This is a genomic window from Clostridium sp. J1101437_171009_A5, assembly GCF_015547905.1.
In the GTDB taxonomy this organism is placed as follows: Bacteria; Bacillota; Clostridia; order Oscillospirales; family Oscillospiraceae; genus Pseudoflavonifractor_A; species Pseudoflavonifractor_A gallinarum.
The window spans coordinates 164,100-185,372 of the sequence record NZ_JADMVY010000006.1 but is presented as its reverse complement, the minus strand read 5'-3'; the positions used below and the strand labels follow the sequence as shown (position 1 = coordinate 185,372).

At 61.2% G+C, this 21,273-nt stretch carries 22 protein-coding genes; 12 read left to right on the top strand and 10 right to left on the bottom strand.

Translation table 11 applies throughout. The features are described from left to right. The first annotated feature begins 94 nt into the window (after nt 1-94). The 4 genes from I2C21_RS10305 (at nt 95) to I2C21_RS17605 (ending at nt 5,136) form a co-directional block, all read left to right on the top strand. A complete protein-coding gene (locus I2C21_RS10305) occupies nt 95-1,936 on the top strand; it encodes a TIGR03960 family B12-binding radical SAM protein (RefSeq protein WP_101692927.1) in 1,842 nt (613 codons plus the stop codon). 27 nt (nt 1,937-1,963) lie between these two features. Beyond that, a complete protein-coding gene (locus I2C21_RS10300; protein ID WP_101692928.1) occupies nt 1,964-2,635 on the top strand; it encodes a TIGR03936 family radical SAM-associated protein in 672 nt (223 codons plus the stop codon). A 388-nt stretch (nt 2,636-3,023) separates the two neighbouring features. Continuing rightward, nucleotides 3,024-4,415, top strand: a complete 1,392-nt coding sequence (locus I2C21_RS10295) for an HD-GYP domain-containing protein (RefSeq protein ID WP_195279221.1) — start codon at nt 3,024-3,026, stop codon at nt 4,413-4,415. Continuing rightward, complete coding sequence (locus tag I2C21_RS17605) at nt 4,309-5,136, top strand: GGDEF domain-containing protein (RefSeq protein WP_353654799.1); 828 nt, start codon at nt 4,309-4,311, stop codon at nt 5,134-5,136. Before I2C21_RS10295 ends, I2C21_RS17605 begins: the two co-directional genes overlap by 107 nt. A 74-nt stretch (nt 5,137-5,210) precedes the next feature. Here I2C21_RS17605 and I2C21_RS10290 read toward each other — a convergent pair whose 3' ends face one another. The 8 genes from I2C21_RS10290 to I2C21_RS10255 form a co-directional block, all read right to left on the bottom strand. After that, complete coding sequence (locus tag I2C21_RS10290) at nt 5,211-5,798, bottom strand: HdeD family acid-resistance protein (RefSeq protein WP_101692930.1); 588 nt, start codon at nt 5,796-5,798, stop codon at nt 5,211-5,213. An 81-nt stretch (nt 5,799-5,879) separates the two neighbouring features. Further along, nucleotides 5,880-6,368, bottom strand: coding sequence for a YbaK/EbsC family protein (locus I2C21_RS10285; protein ID WP_195279220.1), 489 nt, complete (start codon nt 6,366-6,368; stop codon nt 5,880-5,882). A 2-nt stretch (nt 6,369-6,370) separates the two neighbouring features. After that, nucleotides 6,371-6,763: a thioesterase family protein gene (locus I2C21_RS10280; protein ID WP_101692932.1), complete on the bottom strand. Its 393-nt coding sequence runs from the start codon at nt 6,761-6,763 to the stop codon at nt 6,371-6,373. A gap of 134 nt (nt 6,764-6,897) precedes the next feature. Beyond that, nucleotides 6,898-7,983: an ABC transporter substrate-binding protein gene (locus I2C21_RS10275; protein ID WP_195279219.1), complete on the bottom strand. Its 1,086-nt coding sequence runs from the start codon at nt 7,981-7,983 to the stop codon at nt 6,898-6,900. Nucleotides 7,984-8,049: 66 nt separating this feature from the next. Continuing rightward, the gene (locus I2C21_RS10270) at nt 8,050-8,913 is read right to left on the bottom strand and encodes an ABC transporter permease (RefSeq protein WP_101692934.1); all 864 of its coding nucleotides are present in this window, start codon (nt 8,911-8,913) and stop codon (nt 8,050-8,052) included. Continuing rightward, nucleotides 8,910-9,830 carry an ABC transporter permease gene (locus I2C21_RS10265; protein WP_195279218.1) on the bottom strand — a complete coding sequence of 307 codons (921 nt, stop codon included), beginning with the start codon at nt 9,828-9,830 and terminating at the stop codon, nt 8,910-8,912. The genes I2C21_RS10270 and I2C21_RS10265 overlap by 4 nt, the downstream gene beginning before the upstream one ends. Then, nucleotides 9,820-11,007: an ABC transporter ATP-binding protein gene (locus I2C21_RS10260; RefSeq protein WP_101692936.1), complete on the bottom strand. Its 1,188-nt coding sequence runs from the start codon at nt 11,005-11,007 to the stop codon at nt 9,820-9,822. Before I2C21_RS10260 ends, I2C21_RS10265 begins: the two co-directional genes overlap by 11 nt. A 174-nt stretch (nt 11,008-11,181) precedes the next feature. Continuing rightward, complete coding sequence (locus I2C21_RS10255; protein ID WP_101692937.1) at nt 11,182-12,144, bottom strand: RluA family pseudouridine synthase; 963 nt, start codon at nt 12,142-12,144, stop codon at nt 11,182-11,184. A gap of 272 nt (nt 12,145-12,416) precedes the next feature. Here I2C21_RS10255 and I2C21_RS10250 point away from each other — a divergent pair, with 272 nt between their 5' ends. From I2C21_RS10250 to I2C21_RS10225, 6 genes are all read left to right on the top strand, one after another. Next, nucleotides 12,417-12,923 carry a YceD family protein gene (locus I2C21_RS10250; protein WP_101692938.1) on the top strand — a complete coding sequence of 169 codons (507 nt, stop codon included), beginning with the start codon at nt 12,417-12,419 and terminating at the stop codon, nt 12,921-12,923. 44 nt (nt 12,924-12,967) lie between these two features. Then, nucleotides 12,968-13,165, top strand: a complete 198-nt coding sequence (gene rpmF, locus I2C21_RS10245; RefSeq protein ID WP_101692939.1) for a 50S ribosomal protein L32 — start codon at nt 12,968-12,970, stop codon at nt 13,163-13,165. Nucleotides 13,166-13,341: 176 nt separating this feature from the next. Then, entirely contained in the window at nt 13,342-14,832 is a 1,491-nt protein-coding gene (locus tag I2C21_RS10240; RefSeq protein ID WP_195279217.1) for a DUF512 domain-containing protein, read from the top strand. Continuing rightward, a complete protein-coding gene (gene der / locus I2C21_RS10235) occupies nt 14,829-16,154 on the top strand; it encodes a ribosome biogenesis GTPase Der (protein ID WP_101692941.1) in 1,326 nt (441 codons plus the stop codon). Before I2C21_RS10240 ends, der begins: the two co-directional genes overlap by 4 nt. Before the next feature lie 3 nt (nt 16,155-16,157). Further along, a complete protein-coding gene (locus I2C21_RS10230; RefSeq protein WP_101692942.1) occupies nt 16,158-16,868 on the top strand; it encodes a glycerol-3-phosphate acyltransferase in 711 nt (236 codons plus the stop codon). Continuing rightward, complete coding sequence (locus tag I2C21_RS10225; protein ID WP_101692943.1) at nt 16,865-17,866, top strand: NAD(P)H-dependent glycerol-3-phosphate dehydrogenase; 1,002 nt, start codon at nt 16,865-16,867, stop codon at nt 17,864-17,866. The genes I2C21_RS10230 and I2C21_RS10225 overlap by 4 nt, the downstream gene beginning before the upstream one ends. A 72-nt stretch (nt 17,867-17,938) precedes the next feature. Here I2C21_RS10225 and I2C21_RS10220 read toward each other — a convergent pair whose 3' ends face one another. Both I2C21_RS10220 and I2C21_RS10215 read right to left on the bottom strand, forming a co-directional pair. Continuing rightward, a complete protein-coding gene (locus tag I2C21_RS10220; protein WP_101692944.1) occupies nt 17,939-19,216 on the bottom strand; it encodes an adenylosuccinate synthase in 1,278 nt (425 codons plus the stop codon). 145 nt (nt 19,217-19,361) lie between these two features. Next, complete coding sequence (locus I2C21_RS10215) at nt 19,362-20,030, bottom strand: RsiV family protein (protein ID WP_195279216.1); 669 nt, start codon at nt 20,028-20,030, stop codon at nt 19,362-19,364. Nucleotides 20,031-20,221: 191 nt separating this feature from the next. Between I2C21_RS10215 and I2C21_RS10210 the strand changes: the two genes are divergently transcribed. Beyond that, nucleotides 20,222-20,533, top strand: a complete 312-nt coding sequence (locus tag I2C21_RS10210) for a YerC/YecD family TrpR-related protein (protein ID WP_101692946.1) — start codon at nt 20,222-20,224, stop codon at nt 20,531-20,533. Continuing rightward, nucleotides 20,520-21,272, top strand: coding sequence for a class I SAM-dependent DNA methyltransferase (locus tag I2C21_RS10205; RefSeq protein WP_195279215.1), 753 nt, complete (start codon nt 20,520-20,522; stop codon nt 21,270-21,272). The genes I2C21_RS10210 and I2C21_RS10205 overlap by 14 nt, the downstream gene beginning before the upstream one ends. Nucleotide 21,273 lies beyond the last annotated feature (1 nt).

Here is a 21,273-nt window from a genome sequence, read left to right as displayed (position 1 = left end):
AATAGGGTTGCAATAGTACAAAAAAGAAGGTAAAATAAGAAGCTACTCTGTATAGGAAACAACTTTGGGAAAAGAAAGCGACGGTAGTTCGGCTATGAATCGTACTTTGGAGCATATCCTGCCCCGCGTGCAGAAGCCTGCGCGCTATACGGGCGGAGAATATAATGCGGTGGTCAAGGATCGGGATCAGGTGGATACCCGTGTGGCCCTCTGCTTCCCGGATACCTATGAGATCGGCATGTCCAACCTGGGCGTGCGCATTCTCTACGGCGTGATGAACGAGATGAAGGGTGTCTGGTGCGAGCGGGTCTTTGCCCCCTGGGGGGATATGGAGGAGGAGATGCGCCGGGAGGGCATCCCTCTCTACGGACTGGAGAGCGGAGACTCCATTGCCGACTTTGACATCATCGGCTTCTCCCTGGGCTATGAGATGGCCTACACCAATGTGCTCAACATGCTGGACCTGGCCGGGCTGCCCCTGCGCAGCGCCGACCGGGATGAGTTCGCCCCCCTCATCATCGCCGGGGGCACCTGCGCCTTCAACGCCGAGCCGCTGGCTCCCTTTATCGACATCTTCTCCCTGGGCGAGGGCGAGGATGTGACGGTGGAGCTCATCGAGCTCTACCGGAAGGCCCGGGAGGAGTGCTGGACCAAGGAGGAGCTGCTGGTGGCTGCCGCCCAGATCCCCGGTCTCTATGTCCCCTCCCTCTATGAGGTGGAATACAACGAGGACGGCACGGTCAAGTCCATCACCCCCACCAAGGGGGCCCCTGCCACCGTGACCAAGCGGATCGTGCAGGACCTGAACCGCTCCTATTTCCCCACCAAGACCATCGTGCCCTCCACCGAGATCGTGCACGACCGGGTCATGCTGGAGGTCTTCCGGGGCTGCATCCGGGGCTGCCGCTTCTGCCAGGCGGGATACGCCTACCGCCCGGTGCGCGCCAAGGACCCCGCCCTTCTGGTGCAGCAGGGGATCGAGTCCTGCAAGAACTCGGGCTATCAGGAGATGACCCTCTCGTCTCTCTCCACCAGCGATTACCGCCGCCTGCTGGACCTGTGCGACGGCCTTCAGGAGTGGTGCGATCCCAACGGGGTGAGCCTGTCCCTGCCCTCCCTGCGGGCGGACAACTTCTCCTGGAATCTGATGGAGCGGCTCCAGCACGGCCGCAAGACCGGCCTGACCTTCGCGCCCGAGGCGGGCACCCAGCGCCTGCGGGACGTCATCAACAAGAACGTCACCGAGGAGGACATCCTCAACTTCTGCCGCACGGCCTTTGCGGGGGGCTGGTCCACCGTAAAGCTCTACTTCATGCTGGGTCTGCCCACCGAGACCGATGAGGATGTGCTGGGCATCGCCGACCTGGCGGAAAAGGTCTACCACACCTGGCGGGAGGTCACCCCCAACCGGAGCCGGGGCGTGAAGATCACGGTCTCCACCGCGTTCTTTGTGCCCAAGCCCCATACGGCCTTCCAGTGGGAGGCCCAGATCAGCCGGGAGGAGTATGAGCGCCGGGTCAAGCTCCTGCGGGATCACATGCGGGGACGCTCCATCGCCTACCACTGGCACGACCCGGAGACCAGCGTGCTGGAGGCGGTGCTGGCCCGGGGCGACCGCCGTCTGGCCGATCTGCTGGAGACGGTATGGCGCAAGGGCGCAAAGTTCGACACCTGGGACGAGTATTTCAACTACGACCGCTGGATGGAGGCCTTTGCCGAGTGCGGCATCGACCCGGCCTTCTATGCAAACCGTGTCCGGGACAAGGACGAGCTCCTGCCCTGGAGCACCACCTCGGTGGGAGTGAGCAGCCGCTTCCTCTGGCGGGAGCGGGAGCAGGCCTACCGCGGGGTCATCACCCCCGACTGCCGGAAGCAGTGCACCGGCTGCGGCGCGGACAAGCTCTACCCCGGAGGCGTGTGCGACGCCGAGTGTTAATTTCGGAATAAAGGAGTGGATCGGCCTATGACGACCCATAGACTGGCCTTTTCCAAATTGGATACAGCCAAATTTATCTCCCATCTGGACCTGATGCGCACCTTCCAGCGGGCCTTCCTCCGGGCGGATATTCCCATCAAGCATACGGAGGGATTCCATCCCCACGCGTTCGTGTCCATCCCGCTGCCCCTGTCGGTGGGCTACTCCAGCGTGTGCGAGGTACTGGAGTGCCAGATTCTGGGAGAAAATCCCGACCTGGAGCGGGTCCCCGAGCGGATGAACGCCGTCCTGCCCGCGGGAATCGAGGTCAAGCGCTGCTACGAGGCCCAGCGGGCCGTAAAGGAGCTGGCCTATGTCAACTATATCGTGACGCTGGAGTATGAGGCAGGGGCCCCCTTCGGCGCGGACACCGCCATTCAGGAGCTCCTCTCCCGGGAGAGCCTGGTGGTGCGCAAGCGCTCCAAGAAGGCCAAGAGCGGCTTTACCGAGGTGGACCTCATCCCCCTGATTCACAAGGCCACTGTGGAGGAGCGCCGGGACAGCGTGACGCTGGACCTGATCCTCCGGGCCCAGAACCCGGGCCTCAACCCGGAGCTCATCGTGTCCGCCATCCGCAGCGAGTGCCCCGAGGCGGCGCCGGATTTTGCCCTCTTCCACCGGCGCAGCGTGCTGGATGAAGGGATGCAGGTCTGGGAATGACAGCCTAGTCAATTGTCAACAGGCGGTCGAAGAAGGTTCTTGCCAAGAGGTCCTCGTCTTTTTGCGCGGCGAAAGAAGGTTGAAATCGTGTTTTCCGGCGGCGCGCACGTCGGAAAACACACTTCTCAGACCGCAAGTGTGCGAGCGCCAGCGAGTGCGCGCAGCGGGCTGCCTCCCCTCGAAAAAATGCCTGCATTTTTGAGAAGCGTGTCGAACTTTTTCGACACGCTTAAAAAGACTTCCTCTCCGCGGAGAGGAAGTCTTTTTTCATCGAAAGAGGTCAAATGGGCAGTTTCTTCTTGTCTAACGAGGAAAAGTAAGATACAATAAAACAAATGGATATTCTTACCTTTCCATAGATCCGGTTTGCCGGATGGAAGAAAAGGGCGTGAGTGAGTTGCGGGAGAGAACAACGGTTCTGCTGGTGGATGACTGTGCGGAGCATCGTGTGGCACTGCGTAAGGTACTTGCTTCAGCATATGAGGTCATTGAGGCCGCCGATGGAAACGAAGCCCTCCAGATGACAGAGACCTATTTTACACAGCTGGCAGCCATTCTCCTGGATGAGGGAATGCCCGGGATCGATGGGCTGGATGTACTGCAGATCATGCAGAGTAAGGGCTGGCTGAACAATATCCCGGTCTTCCTGGTGACCGAGGAGGAGTCGGACGAGACCATGGCCCGGGGCTATGAGCTGGGTGTGGCGGATATTCTGGTCCGTCCCCTCAAGCCCGAGGTGGTCAAGCGCCGGGTGGCCAATATGGTGGAGCTCTATCGCCACCGGTTTGAGCTGGAGCGCGTGGTGCTGGAGCAGACCGCCCGCATCCGGGAGCAGGAGGAGCGGCTGCGCCAGACCAACAAATCCATCATGGAGGCCCTGAGCGCGGCCATTGAGTTTCGCAACTGCGACTCGGGCTTTCATGTCCGCCGCATCCGGCAGGTCACCCGGCTGCTGCTTCTGGATGTGATGGAGCACTATCCCGAGTATGGACTGACCCAGGAGCAGACGGATGCCATATCCGAGCTCTCCATCATGCACGACATCGGCAAGATCGCCGTGCCCGAAAACATCCTGACCAAGGACGGACGGCTGACGGCGGACGAGTTTGAGCACATGAAGGCCCACACGATCTACGGCGGGGAGCTGGTGCGGCACATCACCTTCCCCCAGGGTGAGCGGGTGCAGCGGTATTTTTATGAGATCTGCCGGCACCACCATGAGCGGTGGGACGGCGAGGGCTATCCGGACGGACTCAAGGGGGAGGAGATCCCCATCTGGGTCCAGGCGGTGTCCATTGCGGACGTCTACGAGGCGCTGGTGAGCCGGCGGGTCTATAAGCCGGCCTATGCCGCGGAGGAGGCCGTCCGGATGATCCTGGAAGGGGAAGTGCGGCGCCTTCAACCCCAAGATCCTGGCCTCCCTGCGCCGGGTGGCCGTCCGGCTGATCGCGGAGGTGAGCGGGGAGGCGGCCGAGGAGCCGCCGGAGGAGCGCCCCAAGGCCCGTGTGGCCGCCCCGGCGGAGCCCGCTGCGGCAAGCCCTGTACAGGAGGAGAAGGAGAGCGCCCAGCGCAGCGAGGCCCAGACCCTCTTCCTGCTGGAGCAGGAGAAGTACCGCATCATTGCCGAGCTCTCCGAGGACATGGTCTTTACCTACAATCAGCTCTTCGACTCCATGGAGTTCAGCGAAAAATTCTGCCGTGTCTTCCAGGTGCCCGCTTACATCAGCGAGTACAGCAAATACCGCCCCTCGGCCCGTACCTTCTACCCGGAGGAGTATGAGGCCCTGATCCGGTGCCGGAACCGGCTGACCTGGGCGGTGCCGGAGATGGAGATGGACCTGCGCCTGCCCCTGCCGGACGGGACGCGGCCCTGGTTCCACCTGGTCCTCCATGTGATTCTGGACCACCGGGACCGGACGCGGGAGCTGGGCTATGTGGGGAAGCTGACCAACATCAACCGCATCAAGCGGGAGGCCACCGAGTGGCAGAAGCGGGCCAATACGGACGCCCTGACCCAGCTCTACAACCGGGCGGGCGCCCATATCCTCTTTGAGGAGCTGCTGCTGGAGGGGAAGAACACCCACACGCCGCTGACCGTGGCCTTTATGGACATCGATCACTTCAAGAGCCTCAACGACACCATGGGGCATGAGGCGGGAGACCAGATCCTCACCGCCTTCGGGCAGAGCATCCGCCGCCTGTTCCGGCCGGACGACATCGTGTCCCGGTTTGGCGGGGATGAGTTCCTGGTGGTAATGAAAAATATGGGAGATCCCACCTTTGTCCGGGAAAAGCTCAAGCAGCTCTGCCGCCAGCACCTTCAAATCGCCTGCGCGCGGGAGCCGCTGGAGATCAGCTGCAGCATCGGCGTGGCCTTCTACCCGAAAGACGGCCAGGAGTTTGACGATCTGCTGCGCAAGGCGGATCAGGCCCTCTATCAGTCCAAGCGCGCCGGGCGCGGACAGGTGAGCTTCTACGCCCCGCCGGAGAAACTGTCATAGCAGAACAAATCACCCCGAACCCGGGCAGACGCGCCGGATTCGGGGTGATTTTTTTGTGGGGGATAGGGGATAGCTTACTCCAGATCAATGGGGTCCACTTCGATGGGGAGGGTCTCCCGCAGGGCCTTCGTCAGCCGGGAGAGCTTCCAGATGGACCACAGATCGGCAAGGCCCAGGAAGAGGAACACGGCGCCGATGAGCATGGCCACCGCCTCCGCCGCCACAAAGGGCCGCCACAGGAGGACCGCACCCAGGACGACGCCCAGGATCGTCAGCAGGAGAGAGACCCACCAGTAGGGATATTCCATCCGGTAGAGGGCGCGGACCCGGTTCAGGGCCACCAGACTGTCAATGATCACATACACGCCCATGACCATGGAGAGGATGGAAAAGACGGCCAGCGGCTGGAGAAGAAAGAAGAGTCCGGTGGCGGCGGCGATGATGCCGAAGAGGAGCTCCAGACGGAAGCCGCCCATCTCCCGGTCCCGGAGGAGGAACCCGACAATGGTCACCAGCCCGTAGAGGAGCAAGGCAGCGCCCAGAAGGCGGCACAGGGCCACGCCGCCCACACCCGGCCAGATCAAAAGGACCAGACCGAGGATCACATAGAGGACGGAGGCCAGGAGAAAACTGACTCTGGCCCGTTTCAGCGTATCAACCATGGTACGACATCCTTTCATGCATCCGTAAAACCAGCGAAGGGGTTGCGGTTAGTATGTGTCAAAAGGGAAGATACTCCGCGCTCACTCGGTGGGAGCGCCCTCCCAATTTTTGCACAGATCCACCCAGCCCGCGCTGTGGGCGTACTCGGCCATCTCCTCGCAGGTCAGCTGGATGGCGGAATTGGCGCTGCCCGCGGCGGGATAGACCGTCTCAAACCGCTGGAGGGAGCGGTCCAGGTACGTGGTGACATCGGGGTTGGTGATGCCGAAGGGGCACACGCCGCCCACTGCGTGGCCGGTGAAGGCCTCCACCTGCTCCGGGGTGAGCATTTTGGCCTTGGTGTGGAACTGGGCTTTGAACTTGGTGTTATCCACCTTGGCGTCACCGGCACAGACCAGGAGCACGCACTTGCCGTCCACCAGGAAGGAGAGGGTCTTGGCGATCCGGGCGGGCGCCACGCCCACCGCCTGGGCGGCCAGCTCCACCGTGGCACTGGAGACGTCAAATTCCAGAATGTCCTCCTCCCGGCCAAGGGTGCGGAAGAACGCGCGGCACTGCTGAATGGACATGGTCAGTTCCCTCCCCGGCTCTGGGCCTTGGCGAGAAAGCGCTCATTCATGATGAGGAACCGCTCATGGGTCCCGCCGCCGATGGGGCCTGCCTCGTCATAGGCGCGGACGGAAAAGGTGAGCTTCCGGCCGTCGATCGCGGTGAGCTCGGCCTCGGCGTAGACCTTCTGGCCGATGGGGGTGGCGGCGTCATGGGTAATGTTCAGGCAGGTCCCCACGCTGCCCTGGCCCTCTTCCAGGCCGCCCTCACAGGCGTTGACCGCGGCATTTTCCATCAGCGCCACCATGGAGGGAGTGGCAAAGACGGGGAGGAGGCCGCTGCCCACGGCGGCGGCGGTGTTCTCCATGGTGACAACGGTCTCGGCACGGCCCTTACAGCCGATTTGAAGCGACATAAAACATCACACTCCTCTTATTATTACCAAATATTGTACACGGTTTCGCCACCCTTTGCAAGGCGCGAGGAAAGAAAAAGCCGCCGTCTCCCGCAAACGGGAGACGGCGGCTTTCAGCGGGAAGGAGAGAGCGATCAGATGCCCAGCTCATTCCACAGGTCGTTATACAGGGTGCGGGTCTCTTCGGGGAGGCCCAGGTAGGACTCACACTTGTCCAGGATCTCCTGGGGCGCGGCCATGACCTCGTACAGGGCGGGGTCCAGAGGCTCGCCGTTCTGCTCCTCATAGTAGGCGGGATACTGCTCCAGCGCCTCCTTGTTGGGGGTGGCGTACCAGATGAAGTCCATGTTCGCCAGAGAGGCCTCGGTGGAGGTGATGAAGTTGATCCAGGCCTCGGCCTCCTCCTTGTGCTCGGCGTCCTTCAGCACGCACATGGCGTCCACAAACCAGTTGGAGCCATTCTCGGGCACGGCCCAGCGCAGGCTGGGGTTGTTCTCATACATGACCAGATAGTCGCCGGCGTAGTAGGTGCACACGGAGGTCTCGCCGCCCTCCATCTTGTCATAGATCTCGTCCATGAAGAAGCCCTGGTACACGCCGTTGTTCTTGGCATCGGCGATGAGCTGATAGGCCTCCCGGATCTCGTTCTCATCCGTGGTGTTGATGGAGTAGCCCAGCTTCATCAGCGCGATGCCCAGAGCGTCCCGGGGATTGTTGATCATCGCGGTCTGACCGGCATAGGCGGGATCAAACATGATGTCCCAGCTGGTCACGTCCTCTTTCACCACATCAGAGTTATAGATAATACCCAGAGTGCCCCAGGTGTAGGGGACGGTGTACTTGTTCTCCGGGTCATAACTCAGATTCTTGAACCGGTCATCCACGAGAGAGAAGTTGGGAATGTTGTCGAAGTTGAGTTCGGCCAGCATATCCTCTTCGATCATCTGGGAGATCATGTAGTCCGAGGGAACGATGACGTCATAGTTGGCGCCGCCGTTCTTGATGAGGGCGTACATGGCCTCGTTGCTCTCAGCGGTCTGATAGTTGACCTTGATACCGGTCTCTTCTTCGAACTGGTCGATCAGTTCGGGCTCGATATTCTCGCCCCAGCCGCACACATTGACCACCCGGGCGTCTGCGGAGTTCCCGCCGCCGGAGCATCCGGCCAGCAGGGCGGTGGTTACAGTGAGGGTCAGCGTCAAGGCAAGCTTCTTTTTCAATTGATCATTCCTCCAGTGTGGGTAGATTTATCTCAGGGCCATACCGCGGCCGGGAGAACGGGGAAATCAGGACCGGGCGGCATTCTTGGCCTTGGCCTGGTGCGCCTCGCGCACATTGACGATCACCAGCAGGATCAGCACGGTCACAAAGAGCAGGGTGGACACGGCGTTGATCTTGGGGCTGATGCGCTTTTTGGTCATGCCGTAGATGGTCATGGCCAGGGTGGAAGTCGAGGAGCCGGCCGTGAAGTAGCTGATGACAAAGTCATCCACGCTCATGGTAAAGGCGATGAGCATACCGTTGACGATGCCGGGCTTGATCTCGGGGATAATGACCTTCCAGAAGGCCTGGCGCCAGGTGCAACCCAGGTCCTGAGCGGCCTCCACCAGGTGCTTGTCCATCTGCTGGAGCTTGGGCATCACCGCCAGCACCACATAGGGGGTATTGAAGGTGATGTGGGCAATCAGCAGGGTGGGGAAGCCCAGATAATACCGGGTGGGGAGGTTGGTGCCCAGGGTGTTGTTGAGCCACTGGGCCGCCGTACCGAAGAGGCCGAAGGCGGCCACGAAGAAGAGGCACAGGGACACGCCCATCACGATCTCCGCACTCATCATGGGGATGTTGTTGATGGTGATGAGGGGGTTGCGCCAGCGCCGGCGCATGTTGTAGAAGCCGATGGCGGCAAAGGTGCCGGCCACCGTGGCCACCACCGTGGCGATCACCGAGACCAGCAGGGTGGTGTAGATGGAGCTCATGATGGCGCTGTCCTGAAAGAGCTCCACGTACCAGTCCAGGGTGAAGCCCTGCCACACAGTCCGGCTCTTGGAGTCGTTGAAGGAGAAGATGATGAGCAGGAAGATGGGGGCGTACAGGAAGAAGAAGACCAGGCCCATGAACAGGCGGTCCAGGATGGAGCTGCGCTGTTTCATAGCATCACCGCCTGTTCCTCGCCCTCACCGAAGCGATTCATCACATACATACAGATCAGTACCACCAGCATCATGACCAGGGAGATGGCGGAGCCCAGCTGGGCGTTGTAGGCGGAACCCAGGAACTGCCGCTCGATGAGGTCGCCCAGCAGCAGCTCGTTGCCGCCGCCCAGCAGGCGGGAGATGGCAAAGGTGGACACCGAGGGTACGAACACCATCGTGATGCCGGAGAGCACGCCGGGCAGGCTGAGGGGGAAGATGACCTTCCGGAAGACCCGGCCAGTGCTGGCGCCTAGGTCCCGGGCGGCCTCCAGCAGGGAGTGGTCCAGCTTCATGATGACCGAGTAGATGGGGAGGACCATGAAGGGCAGATAGTTGTACACCATGCCCAGCACCACCGCCCCGGAGGTGTTGATCATCTTGAAGTATTCCATGTTGGTGTCCCGGGCGGTGTTGAGGGAGAGACCCAGAAGGTCGTTGAGCCCGGCACAAAGATTGTTGAGCCAGCCGTTGATCAGATTGCCCAGATCGATGATGCCCACCGCCTGGAAGAACTGATTGAGGAGACCCGTATTCTCCAGGATGGACATCCAGGCGTAGGTGCGCAGCAGGAAGTTCATCCACATGGGGAGCATGATGAGGACCATGGCGATCCGCTGAAAGCCGGGGCCCTCCTTGGCCATGATGTAGGCCAGGGGGTAGCCGATGAGCAGGCAGATAAAGGTGGCGATGAGCGCCAGCTCGAAGGAGCGGACGAAGACCACCCAGTAGGTGCTCATCTTGGCGAAGTTATCCAGGGTAAAGCCGCCTCCCGCGCTGGAGAAGGCATAAATGACCACCAGGAAAATGGGGGAGACCACGAAGAGGGCCATCCACACCACATAGGGGCCGGCCAGAAGGGAGAGCCTATTCTTCATCGCCTTCCTCCTGCTCCTCCTCGGCGTCAGGATCATAGTCCGCGTCGCTGATCTCCTCGTACTCCTCACTGTAAGAGCTGTAATCGCCGAACATGCCGGAGTACTGACTCTTCTTCATGACATGGATGCCGTCGGGATCGATCTTGATTCCGATCACGGCGCCCACCGGGCAGAAATCGGTGGTCTGGATGAGCCACTTGAATCCGTAAAAATCCACGATGATGTCGTAGTGGACGCCCTTGAAGGTCACGTTGGTCACGGTGCCGCGGAGCTGGCCCTCGCTCTCGGGGACGATGTCGATGTCCTCGGGGCGGATGACCACATCCACCGGCTCGTCCTTTGCAAAGCCCTTGTCCAGGCACTGGAACTTCCGGTTGAAGATCTCCACCACGCCGTCGGCGCGCATGATGCCGTCGATGATGTTGGACTCGCCGATGAAGTCGGCCACAAAGGCGTTTTTGGGCTCGTTATAGATGTCCTCGGGGGTGCCGATCTGCTGGATCTTGCCGCCGTCCATGACCACCACGGTGTCGGACATGGCGAGAGCCTCTTCCTGATCGTGGGTGACATAGATAAAGGTGATGCCCATCTGCTGCTGGATGCGCTTGAGCTCGTTCTGCATGTCCTTGCGCAGGCGCAGGTCCAGGGCGCCCAGAGGCTCGTCCAGGAGGAGGACCTTGGGCTGGTTGACCAGGGCGCGGGCGATGGAAACGCGCTGCTGCTGGCCGCCGGAAAGGGAGGCAATGGAGCGTTTCTCGAATCCCTTGAGGTTGACCACCTCGAGCATCTCCATGACACGGCGCTGGATCTCTTCCTCGGACAGCTTGATCTTCCGCTGCTTCTTTCCGTCCGATTCGGTCTTGGGGATGCGCAGGCCGAACGCGATATTTTCAAAGACGTTCAGGTGCGGGAAGAGGGCGTACTTCTGGAACACCGTGTTGACCGCCCGCTTGTGGGGGGGCACATCATTGATTTTGGCACCGTCAAAAAGCACCTCTCCGGAAGTGGGTTTCAAAAACCCGCCGATGAGGCGCAGGGTCGTCGTTTTGCCGCAGCCGCTGGGACCCAGCAGTGTCAAAAATTCTTTGTCATTGATGTAGAGATTGATGTGATCCAAGATGATGTCGTCGTCAAACTGGACAAAGCAGTCGGACAGGCGGATCAGCTCCTTAGCCATGTATCCTCCCCCATTTCAGTCGAAATAGAGGCGTACCCATCCGGCGAATGGGTACGCCCCTTTGTGTCGAGACAACTATATCTGTTTCTGTGGGAAATGTCAATATGAATCGACATTTTTTTCAGAGTCTTTACCTGGGGCGGAAGCTGGTGGAACAGAATGGATAAAGTGTGTTCACTTGTCTCCAAAGTACTCGTCCACAAAGTCCACGTGCTCCACCTGGAAGGAGCGGCCGTTGAGATACTCCAGAAGCCCCCCGTCGGTGGTGAAGTCAAAGGAGAGCCGGTAGGAGTAGAGGGCCTGGAAGGAGCGCCCGTACTGCTTGTTGTCCCGCTCCCGGCCGTATTTGCCGTCGCCCAGGAGGGGATGGCCCGCGGCGGCGAACTGGGCGCGGATCTGATGGGTCCGTCCGGTGAGCAGGTCGCACTCCACCAGGGAGAGCCCTCCCTTCACCTTTAACGTCTTGTAGACCGTGGCGGCCGTTTTTCCGCCCGGGATGGGGTGGTCAAAGACCCGGACCTGCTTCTTGCTCTCGTCCTTGAGGATAAATCCCTCCAGCTTGCCGCTGGGCGGGTTCATCCTGCCATGGATAATGGCCAGATAGTACTTGGAGAGCTCCCGGTCCTTGATCTTCTGGTTCATGATGCGCAGGGTCTCGGCGTTTTTGGCGGCAATGACGATGCCGCCGGTGTTCCGGTCGATGCGGTTGCACAGGGCGGGGGCGAAGGAGTTTTCCCAATAGGGGCTCCACTCCTTCTTTTGATAAAGGTAGGCCTGGATGTGGGTGATGAGGGTGTTGACCCGCTCATGCTCATCCGGGTGGACCACCAGGCCGGGACGCTTGTTGACCAGAAGAAGGTTTTCGTCCTCATAGACCAGGTCCAGATGGGGCTTGAACACCGAGAGAAAGGCATTCTCCGGCGTGGGGGCGTCAAAGAACTCGTCATTGATATATAGTTGAAGGAGATCCCCCACCTGGAGACGGACATCCCGCTTGGAGCCCTTTCCGTTGACCTTCACCCGCTTGAGGCGGATGTACTTCTGGGCCAGGGGAGCGGGGAGGAGGGGAAGGGTCTTGGCCAGCCAGCGGTCCAGCCGCTGACCCGCGTCATTCTTGCCGATGGTAAACTCTTTCATAGGTGATCCTCACAGTAGCGGGCCGGAGAGGGGCCCGGTGGTCTTGCAATTGGTACGAGTATAGCATAAAATCCCCCTGAGCGCAAAGGTTCTTCGTACACCTTTGGGGGTTGCATTCTCCCAAAAGAATGTGCTATGATATACGGGACGGCGGGCGTAAAGTAGTACAGCTTACCGTCCTATGAAAAAATACGGATTTTTTGCGAAAAAGTATTTGACAATATCCGTAGTATTCGTTATAATGTCTGCTGTGACATTGTGAGAGGTGTGCCATGCGACTGAATCTCCGCGACATCATCCATCAGCCGGGCGCCAGCGTGCCCTTCTCCTTCCAATTGGAGCTCTCTGAGCTGGACTTTTTCGGAAGCAAGCCCTTCGCCCATCCGGTGGAGGTCTCCGGCCAGGTCCGCAATCAGGCCGGGGCTCTGGTGCTGGAGGGGGAGGCCCATACCACGCTGGAAGTGGTCTGTGACCGCTGCCTCAAGCCCTTCTCGGAGGAACTGGTCCTCCCGGTGGAGCACCTGCTGGCCGAGACGCTGGAGGATGAGGAGAACGACGACATCCTGCTGCTGGACGGCGGAGAGCTGGACCTGGAAGAGGTCTTCACCACCGATCTGGTCCTCGCAATGGAACCCAAGCACGTCTGTTCGGAGGAGTGCAAGGGGCTGTGCCCCAAGTGCGGCGCCAATCTGAACGACGGCCCCTGCCAGTGCAGGGCTGAAGTTGATCCACGTTTTGCTGTCCTCGCACAGCTGTTGGATAAAGAGTCTGATGACTGAGAAATATTGCCCGGCCAGGGCATTGACCTAAGGAGGTGTCATAAATGGCAGTCCCTAAGAGTAAAGTGTCCAAGCAGCGCCGTAACAAGCGCCGTAGCTCCGTTTGGAAGCTGGAGACCCCCGGCATCACCACCTGCCCCAAGTGCGGTGCGTTCCGGCTCCCGCATCGGATGTGCAAGTCCTGCCTGAGCTACAACGGCCATGAGTTCGGCAAGACCGAGGCTGTGGCCGAGGCGAAGTAAATAGCCTGAAAAGAGGAGAGGGGAAGTGTCCCCTCTTTCTTTTTGCCCGGAAATGGAAGATCACACCAGAGAGTACTTGCGGCTTTTCCGGGTCTGTATTACAATGTATCTATATATGTCCCCTTCACCGATGGGCCGCTGGGCGGTCCGGCGGCGGGGGAGAGTGAGGGAGCGCTATGAGCCTGACAAAGATTCAGAGCATCGATCCGGGCAGTCCGGCCCACCGGGCGGGCCTGCGCCCGGGGGAGACGGTCACGCAGGTAAACGGACACGCCATCGTGGATGTGCTGGACTACAAATTCTATACCTATGACCCCAGCCTGGAGCTGGTGCTCCGGGCGGCGGACGGAACGGAGCGGACGGTCTCCCTGGAGAAGAACGTGGGCGAGGATCTGGGGCTCAATTTTGAGACCTATCTGATGGATAAGGCCCGCTCCTGCGCCAACAACTGTATCTTCTGCTTTGTGGACCAGATGCCCCCCAACATGCGCGAGACGCTGTATTTTAAGGATGACGACGCCCGGCTCTCCTTCCTGATGGGGAATTATATCACGCTGACCAACCTGTCCGAGCGGGAGATCCAGCGCATCATCGACCTGCGGGTCAGCCCCATCAACATCTCGGTCCACGCCACCGACCCGGAGCTGCGCCGGCAGCTGCTGAAAAACCGCCGGGCCGGGGAGTGTCTGGACATCATGCGGCGCTTTGCCGGGGCGGGCATCACCATGAACTGTCAGGTAGTGGCCTGCCCGGGCATCAATGACGGCCCTGCCCTCCAGCAGACCATGGAGGAGCTCTCTGCCCTTTGGCCGGGCGTGAACAGCGTGGCAGTGGTGCCGGTTGGCCTGACCAAGTTCCGGGAGGGCCTGTGTCAGCTGGAGCCCTATACGCCCGAGGGCGCGGCCGCGGTCATCGACCAGGTGGAGGCCTTTGCCGCCCGCTCTCTGGCCGAGCGGGGGACCCGGATGGTCTGGTGCTCCGACGAGTTCTATCTGAAGGCGGGCCGTCCCCTCCCCGACGAGGAGAGCTTTGAGCGCTTTGTCCAGCTGGAAAACGGCGTGGGCATGCTGCGCCTGCTGGAGAGTGAGTTCCATGCCGCCCTTCTCAGCGTGGAGGGGGACGAGGAGCCCTCCTCCTTTACCATCGCCACCGGACTGGCGGCCGCCCCCACCATTGAGAAACTGGTGGAGGAGGCCCGCGGGAAATGCCCCGGCCTCCAGGGCCAGGTGGTCCCCATCGTGAACCACTTCTTTGGAGAGAATATCAATGTGGCCGGACTGGTGACCGGAAGGGACCTGATCGAACAGCTCCGGGACCGGACCCTGGGAGAGCGGCTGCTCATCCCGGTGAACATGCTCCGCCATGAAGAGAACGTGTTCCTGGACGACACCACCATCGAGGCGGTGGAGGAGGCCCTGCACGTGACGGTGGTCCCCGTGGAGCAGGACGGCGGCGCGCTGCTGGACGCTCTCTTTGACGTGGACTGGGACGACGGCGGCGCCGTGGAGTGGGTCTCCTGCGAGGACGAGGAAGACGAGGACTCCTGGGACGACGCCTATGAGGAAACCGACGGGGAGGGGGATGCCTTCCCGACCGATACGGAAGACTATTACCGCTATAACCCGCCGCGCAGACGGCGGACGGAAGAGGAGTGTGAGCCGAAATGAAACCGTTAGTCGCCATCGTGGGCCGGCCCAACGTGGGCAAGTCCATGCTGTTCAATAAGCTGTGCGGACAGCGGCTGTCCATTGTGGAGGATACCCCCGGCGTCACCCGGGACCGGCTGTACGCCGAGTGTGAGTGGCGCAACCGCAAATTCAATATCGTGGACACTGGCGGCATCGAGCCGGGCACCGACAACGAGATCCTGGCCTTCATGCGCGCCCAGGCGGAGATCGCCATCCAGAACGCCACGGTCATCATCTTCGTGTGCGACATCAAGACCGGACTCACCGCCTCCGACCACGAGGTGGCCAAGATGCTCCTGAAGTCGGGCAAGCCGGTGGTCCTGGCCATCAACAAGATGGACCAGGTGGGCCACACCAACCCGGACATCTATGAGTTCTACAACCTGGGTCTGGGCGATCCCATCCCGGTCTCGGCCGTCCACGGCCACGGGACCGGCGATCTGCTGGACGCCTGCTTTGAGTACTTCCCCCCCGAAGAGGAAGAGGAGCTGGACGACGACGTCATCAAGGTGGCCATCATCGGCAAGCCCAACGTGGGCAAGTCCAGCCTGGTGAACCGCATCCTGGGCGAGCAGCGGGTCATCGTCTCCAACATGGCGGGCACCACCCGGGACGCGGTGGACAGCTACTTTGAGAATGACAAGGGCAAGTACCTGCTCATCGACACCGCCGGTATGCGGAAGAAGTCCAAGGTGGACGATCCCATCGAGAAGTTCTCCGTCCTGCGGGCCACCATGGCCATTGAGCGCAGCGACGTGTGCCTCATCCTGATCGACGCCAACGAGGGCGTCACCGAGCAGGACACCAAGGTGGCGGGTCTGGCCCACGAGGCGGGCAAGGCTTGCATCATCGTGGTCAACAAGTGGGACGCCGTGGAGAAGGACGACAAGACCATGGACCATATGCGGGAGGAGGTCCGCCGGGATCTCTCCTACATGCCCTACGCGCCCATCCTCTTTATCTCGGCCCTGACCGGTCAGCGGGTCCCCCGCCTCTTTGAGCTCATCAACTATGTCAACGACCAGGCGGCCATGCGCATCACCACCGGTATGCTCAACACCCTCCTGGCCGACGCCACCGCCCGGGTGCAGCCCCCCAGCGACAAGGGCCGCCGCCTGAAGGTCTTCTATATGACCCAGGTGGGGGTGCGTCCGCCCCACTTTGTCTGCTTCTGCAACGACGCAAAGCTCTTCCACTTCTCCTACCAGCGCTATCTGGAGAACCAGATCCGCAACACGTTCGGCCTGGAGGGAACGCCCGTGCGTCTCACCATCCGGCAGAAGAGCGACAAGGAGGGGTAAGGGATGCTGGACTCCTTTCGCGCGCTGGTCAACGGCGGACCGGACTGGGCCATGAACGCGCTGCCCAACCCCATCCTGCTGGCCGTTCTGGCGGTGGTCATCGCGGTGTTCTCCTACTTCCTGGGCTGCTCCAACGGAGCGATCATCGTGTCCAAGTATATCCTGCACAACGACGTGCGAAATCACGGCAGCGGCAACGCGGGCCTGACCAATTTCCACCGGGTCTTTGGCGGAAAGCTGACGCTGGTGGTCATCCTCTCCGATGTGGTGAAGGCCATCGTGGCCATCTGCCTGGCCCTCTTCGCCGTGTGGCTGGTGGGCTGGCCGGGCCTGTCGGTGGGGGCCAAGTACTGGGCGGGCCTGTGGTGCCTGCTGGGACACATGTTCCCCTGTATGTTTGGGTTCAAAGGGGGAAAGGGCATCCTCTCCGGCGGCGCCATCGCCATCATGATGGACTGGCGTATTGCGCTGGTGGTCTGGGGGGGATTCCTGATCCTGGCCATCCTCACCAAGTATGTGTCCCTGGGCTCCTGCTGGGCGGGGGCCAGCTTCCCCTTCGCCACCTGGTTTGTGTACCACAGTGTGGCGCTCACCCTGCTGGCCGCGCTGATCGGCGGCCTGATCCTCTGGAAGCACCGGGGGAACATCCAGCGTCTGATCCAGGGAAATGAGTCCAAATTCAGCCTGCATAAAAAGAAGGAGGGGTCCCAATGAAGACGGCGGTATTGGGCAGCGGCGGCTGGGGCACGGCTCTGGCCATGGTGCTGCTGGAAAACGGAAATGAGGTCACGCTCTGGTCCTATCAGGAGGCCGAGTCCCGGGTCCTGCGGGAGACGGGCGAGAATCCCATGCTCAAGGGCGTGCCTCTGCCCCGGGAGCTGGCGCTGACCAGCGACCTGAACTGCGTCCGCGGATGTGCCATGGTGGTCCTTGCCACCCCGTCCTTTGCGGTGCGGACCACCGCCCGGAGCCTGAAGGGCGTCCTGGACCCCGGAACCGTGGTGGTATCGGTGTCCAAGGGCATTGAGAAGGACACCTCCCTGACCCTCACCGACGCCATCGAGCAGGAGCTGGGGCCGGACCATCCGGTGGTGGCCCTGTGCGGGCCCTCCCACGCGGAGGAGGTGGGGCGGAAGGTGCCCACGGCGGTGGTATCCGCCTCCCGGAACCAGAAGGCCGCCGAGCTGGTGCAGGATCTCTTCATGAACGAGCGCTTCCGGGTTTATACCTCTCCCGACATCGTGGGCGTGGAGCTGGGCGCCGCCCTCAAGAACATCATCGCCCTGTGCGCCGGCTGCTGCGACGGCATGGGCTTCGGCGACAACACCAAGGCGGCCCTGATGACCCGGGGACTTACCGAGATCGCCCGCCTGGGCGTGGCCATGGGCGGCCGGAAGGAGACCTTTGCGGGCCTCACCGGCGTGGGCGACCTGATCGTCACCTGTACCTCCATGCACTCCCGCAACCGCCGCTGCGGCATTCTGATCGGGCAGGGCGTCCCGGTGCAGGAGGCCATCCAGCAGATCGGCGCGGTGGTGGAGGGTTACTACGCCACCGCCACCGGAAAGGAGCTGGCCGAGAAGATGGGGGTGGAGATGCCCATTACCGAGGCGGCCTACTCCGTTCTCTATGAGGGGAAGGATCCCCGTAAAGTCATTACCGAGCTGATGACCCGAGCCAAAAAGCATGAGATCGAGGACAGCTGGCTGTAATAGCCTCCTGTGATAGAGAAGAAAAAGGCAGACAGCCTGTGGCTGTCTGCCTTTTTGATCCTCGCGTTTTGATTACTTGCGCAGGGCGATCTCGTGGCGCTTGGGGCCGGTGGAGACAATGGAGATGGGGTAGCCGATGTGGCGCTCCAGGAAGTCCACATAGTCCTTGGCGGCCTGGGGGAACTGGCTGTAATCGGTGATGCCCCGCATGTCGCACTTCCAGCCGGGCAGAGTCTCGTACACGGGCTTTGCCTTCTCCAGCAGAGCGGGCACGGGGAAATCCGTGGTGACCTTGCCGTCGATCTCGTAGCCGGTGCAGACCTTGATCTCATCCAGGTAGCCCAGGCAGTCGATGGCGGTCAGGACCACCTGGGTGGCACCCTGGACCATGCAGCCGTACTTGGTGGCCACGGCGTCAAACCAGCCCACCCGGCGGGGACGGCCGGTGGTGGCGCCGTACTCGCCGGCATCGCCGCCCCGGCGGCGCATCTCCTCGGCCTCCTCGCCGAAGATCTCGCTGACGAAAGCGCCCGCGCCCACGGAGGAGGAGTAGGCCTTGGTGACCACCACCACGTCGCGGATGGCCGTGGGAGGCACCGCGCCGCCCACCGTGCCGAAGCCGGCCAGGGTGTGGGAGGAGGTGGTCATGGGGCAGATGCCCAGGTTGGGGTCCTTCATGGAGCCCAGCTGGCCCTCCAGCAGGATCTCCTTGCCCTCGGCCAGGGCCTGGTGGACATAGGTCACCGCGTCGCCCACATAGGGCTTGAGGCCATCCCGATAGCCCATCAGCTCTTCAAAGAGGGCGTTGGGATCCAGGAGGGGCTTGTGATAGAGGTGCTCCATGAGCACGTTTTTCAGGGTGCAGATGTGCTCCAGCTGCTCCTTCAGGCGGGCCTCGTCGTAGAGATCGGCCACCTGAATGCCGATCTTGGCATATTTGTCCGAGTAGAAGGGAGCAATACCGGACTTGGTGGAGCCAAAGGCCTTTCCGGCCAGGCGCTCCTCCTCATAGGTGTCCAGCAGAATGTGGTAGGACATGAGCAGCTGGGTGCGCTGATCCACGATCACGTGGGGAGCGGGGACGCCGCCGTCCTCCAGGGTCTTGAGTTCCTTGAGAAACGCGGGGACATTCAGCGCCACGCCGTTTCCGATGATGTTGGTGGTGTGGGGGTAAAAGACGCCCGAGGGGAGCTGATGCAGGGCGAATTTACCGTAGTCGCAGATGATGGTGTGGCCGGCGTTGGCACCGCCCTGAAAGCGGATGACCACGTCGGACTTTTCGGCAAAGAGGTCGGTGATTTTTCCCTTACCCTCGTCGCCCCAGTTTGCGCCAACAATTGCTTTGACCATAATGAGCCTCCTGCCGCGGGGATTCGCGCATTGGCCTTTTCCCGCGCGCAAACGTCGCTGCCTGCGGACGTTGTCCCCAAAACAGCGGTGATATTATATCGCGTTTTTTCTGGGATGACAAGGCGTAAAAGTCGAAAAAATCACCTTATTTTTTCGTGACAGCAGCAGAAAAGGAAAAGCGCGGGGCGCCGGCCGAGGGGGCCGCGAGGGTGTCCGGCGCGAACCAGACGGTCACTCCTTCCGGGGTGAGAAAGAACTGCTCCGGCTGAAAATACCGGCGCAGCATGGCTGCGGAATCGGGGCGGAAGGGCTCACCCGAGGCGGTCCGGGCGGCCATTTGATTCGAAATCTCTTCCAGCAGTCGATGCTTCCAGCGGCGTCCCCCCGGCAGGAAACCGCGCAGGGGAAGGGGGGACCCATCCAGGAAGGACCAGGTATCCCCGTGCTGCTGGGCGCGTTGGACCCCGGACCGCTTCTCCTCCACCTGCCAGGTCAGACTGAGGACTTCCGGAGTTTGCAGGGTGAGGGTATAGTCCAATGTGGCCTCCCACGGGGAAAAGGAGGCCCCCTCCGCCAGGGCGGCCTTCTGGGCGGCGCAGGCCCGGGTATAGAGGACGCCGGTCCAGCGGCTTCGCCAGGCGTCGGAGAGCTGGCGGTAGTAGCGGTTGATCCTGCGCGCGCCCCGGCTGTCGCTCACCAGGCGGGGCAGACAGCAGGAGATGCGCAGGACGGGCGCGCCATTCAGCTTCAGCTGCTGCACAAAGCGGCTTGGCTGTATGGGGATCTGTCCGCCGTGGATGGATATGGAAGTCATGGGTCAGGCCCCCTTTTCTCATTCAAACAAACTCTGTACGCAGTATATGGGAGGAGATGTTAAAAGGTGTTTCTGTGAAAAAAATCGGAAAACCTGTTTACTTTGCCGATTCACTTTGGTAAAATACATATGGCCCTGTTGTTGAGCCGATCCGGTACGGGGCAAGCTTAAAAAAGCGGGAGGTAACCGTTTTGCCTAAAAACATGAAAAAGGAGCAGGGAGACCTGCTTTATGAGACCATTTTGTCTCTCAAGGATCTGGATGAATGCAAAAAGTTCTTCTCCGACCTGTGCACCATGGCGGAGCTGCGCGCCATGGAGCAGCGCTTTGAAGTGGCGCTGCTTCTCAGCGATGGAATGATCTACAACGACATTCTGGAGCGCACCGGCGCCAGCAGCGCCACCATCAGCCGTGTGAACCGCTCGCTCCAGTATGGCGCGGACGGCTATCAGACCGTTCTTCCCCGCGTCAAGGAGAAGCTGAAAGCCAATGGCCAGCTATGAGTTTTTGGCCGGGTGCTATGACGAGCTGACCACCGATGTGAAATACGCCCAGTGGGCTGACTATTTGGAGAAGCATTTTGCCCGTGCCGGGATCGGGATCCATACGGTATTGGATCTGGCCTGCGGCACGGGCAGTCTCACCTGGGAGCTTGCCCGCCGGGGCTATGAGATGATCGGCGTGGATCTCTCGGAGGAGATGCTGGCCCAGGCCAATGAAAAGGGCGTGGAGCAGGAAGTGGCCGAGCGGCCCATTTTCCTCCATCAGTCCATGGACCGGCTGGACCTCTACGGGACCATCGACGCCTGCGTGTGCTGCCTGGACAGCGTGAACTATGTCACCCGTCCGGCGCTGCTGCGCAAGGCCTTTGAGCGGGTCCATCTCTTCCTGATGCCGGGGGGCATGTTCATCTTTGACATCAACACGCCCGAGAAGCTGCGTGGACTGGACGGACAGGTCTTTCTGGACGAGACGGAGGACACCTACTGCGTCTGGCGGGCGGAGTACTCCAAGCGGAGAAGGATCTGCACCTACGCCATGGATCTCTTCTGCCGGACGGAGGACGGCCTCTGGGAGCGGGGCGAAGAGCTCCACGAGGAATATGCCTATGAGCCCGACGAGCTGGAGGAGATGCTCCGTGCCGCCGGGTTCCGGAAGATCACACGCTATGGAGAGCGGATCATGCGCCGGCCCCGGTCAGGGGAAGAGCGGATCTTCTTTGTGGCACGAAAGGAATTATAAG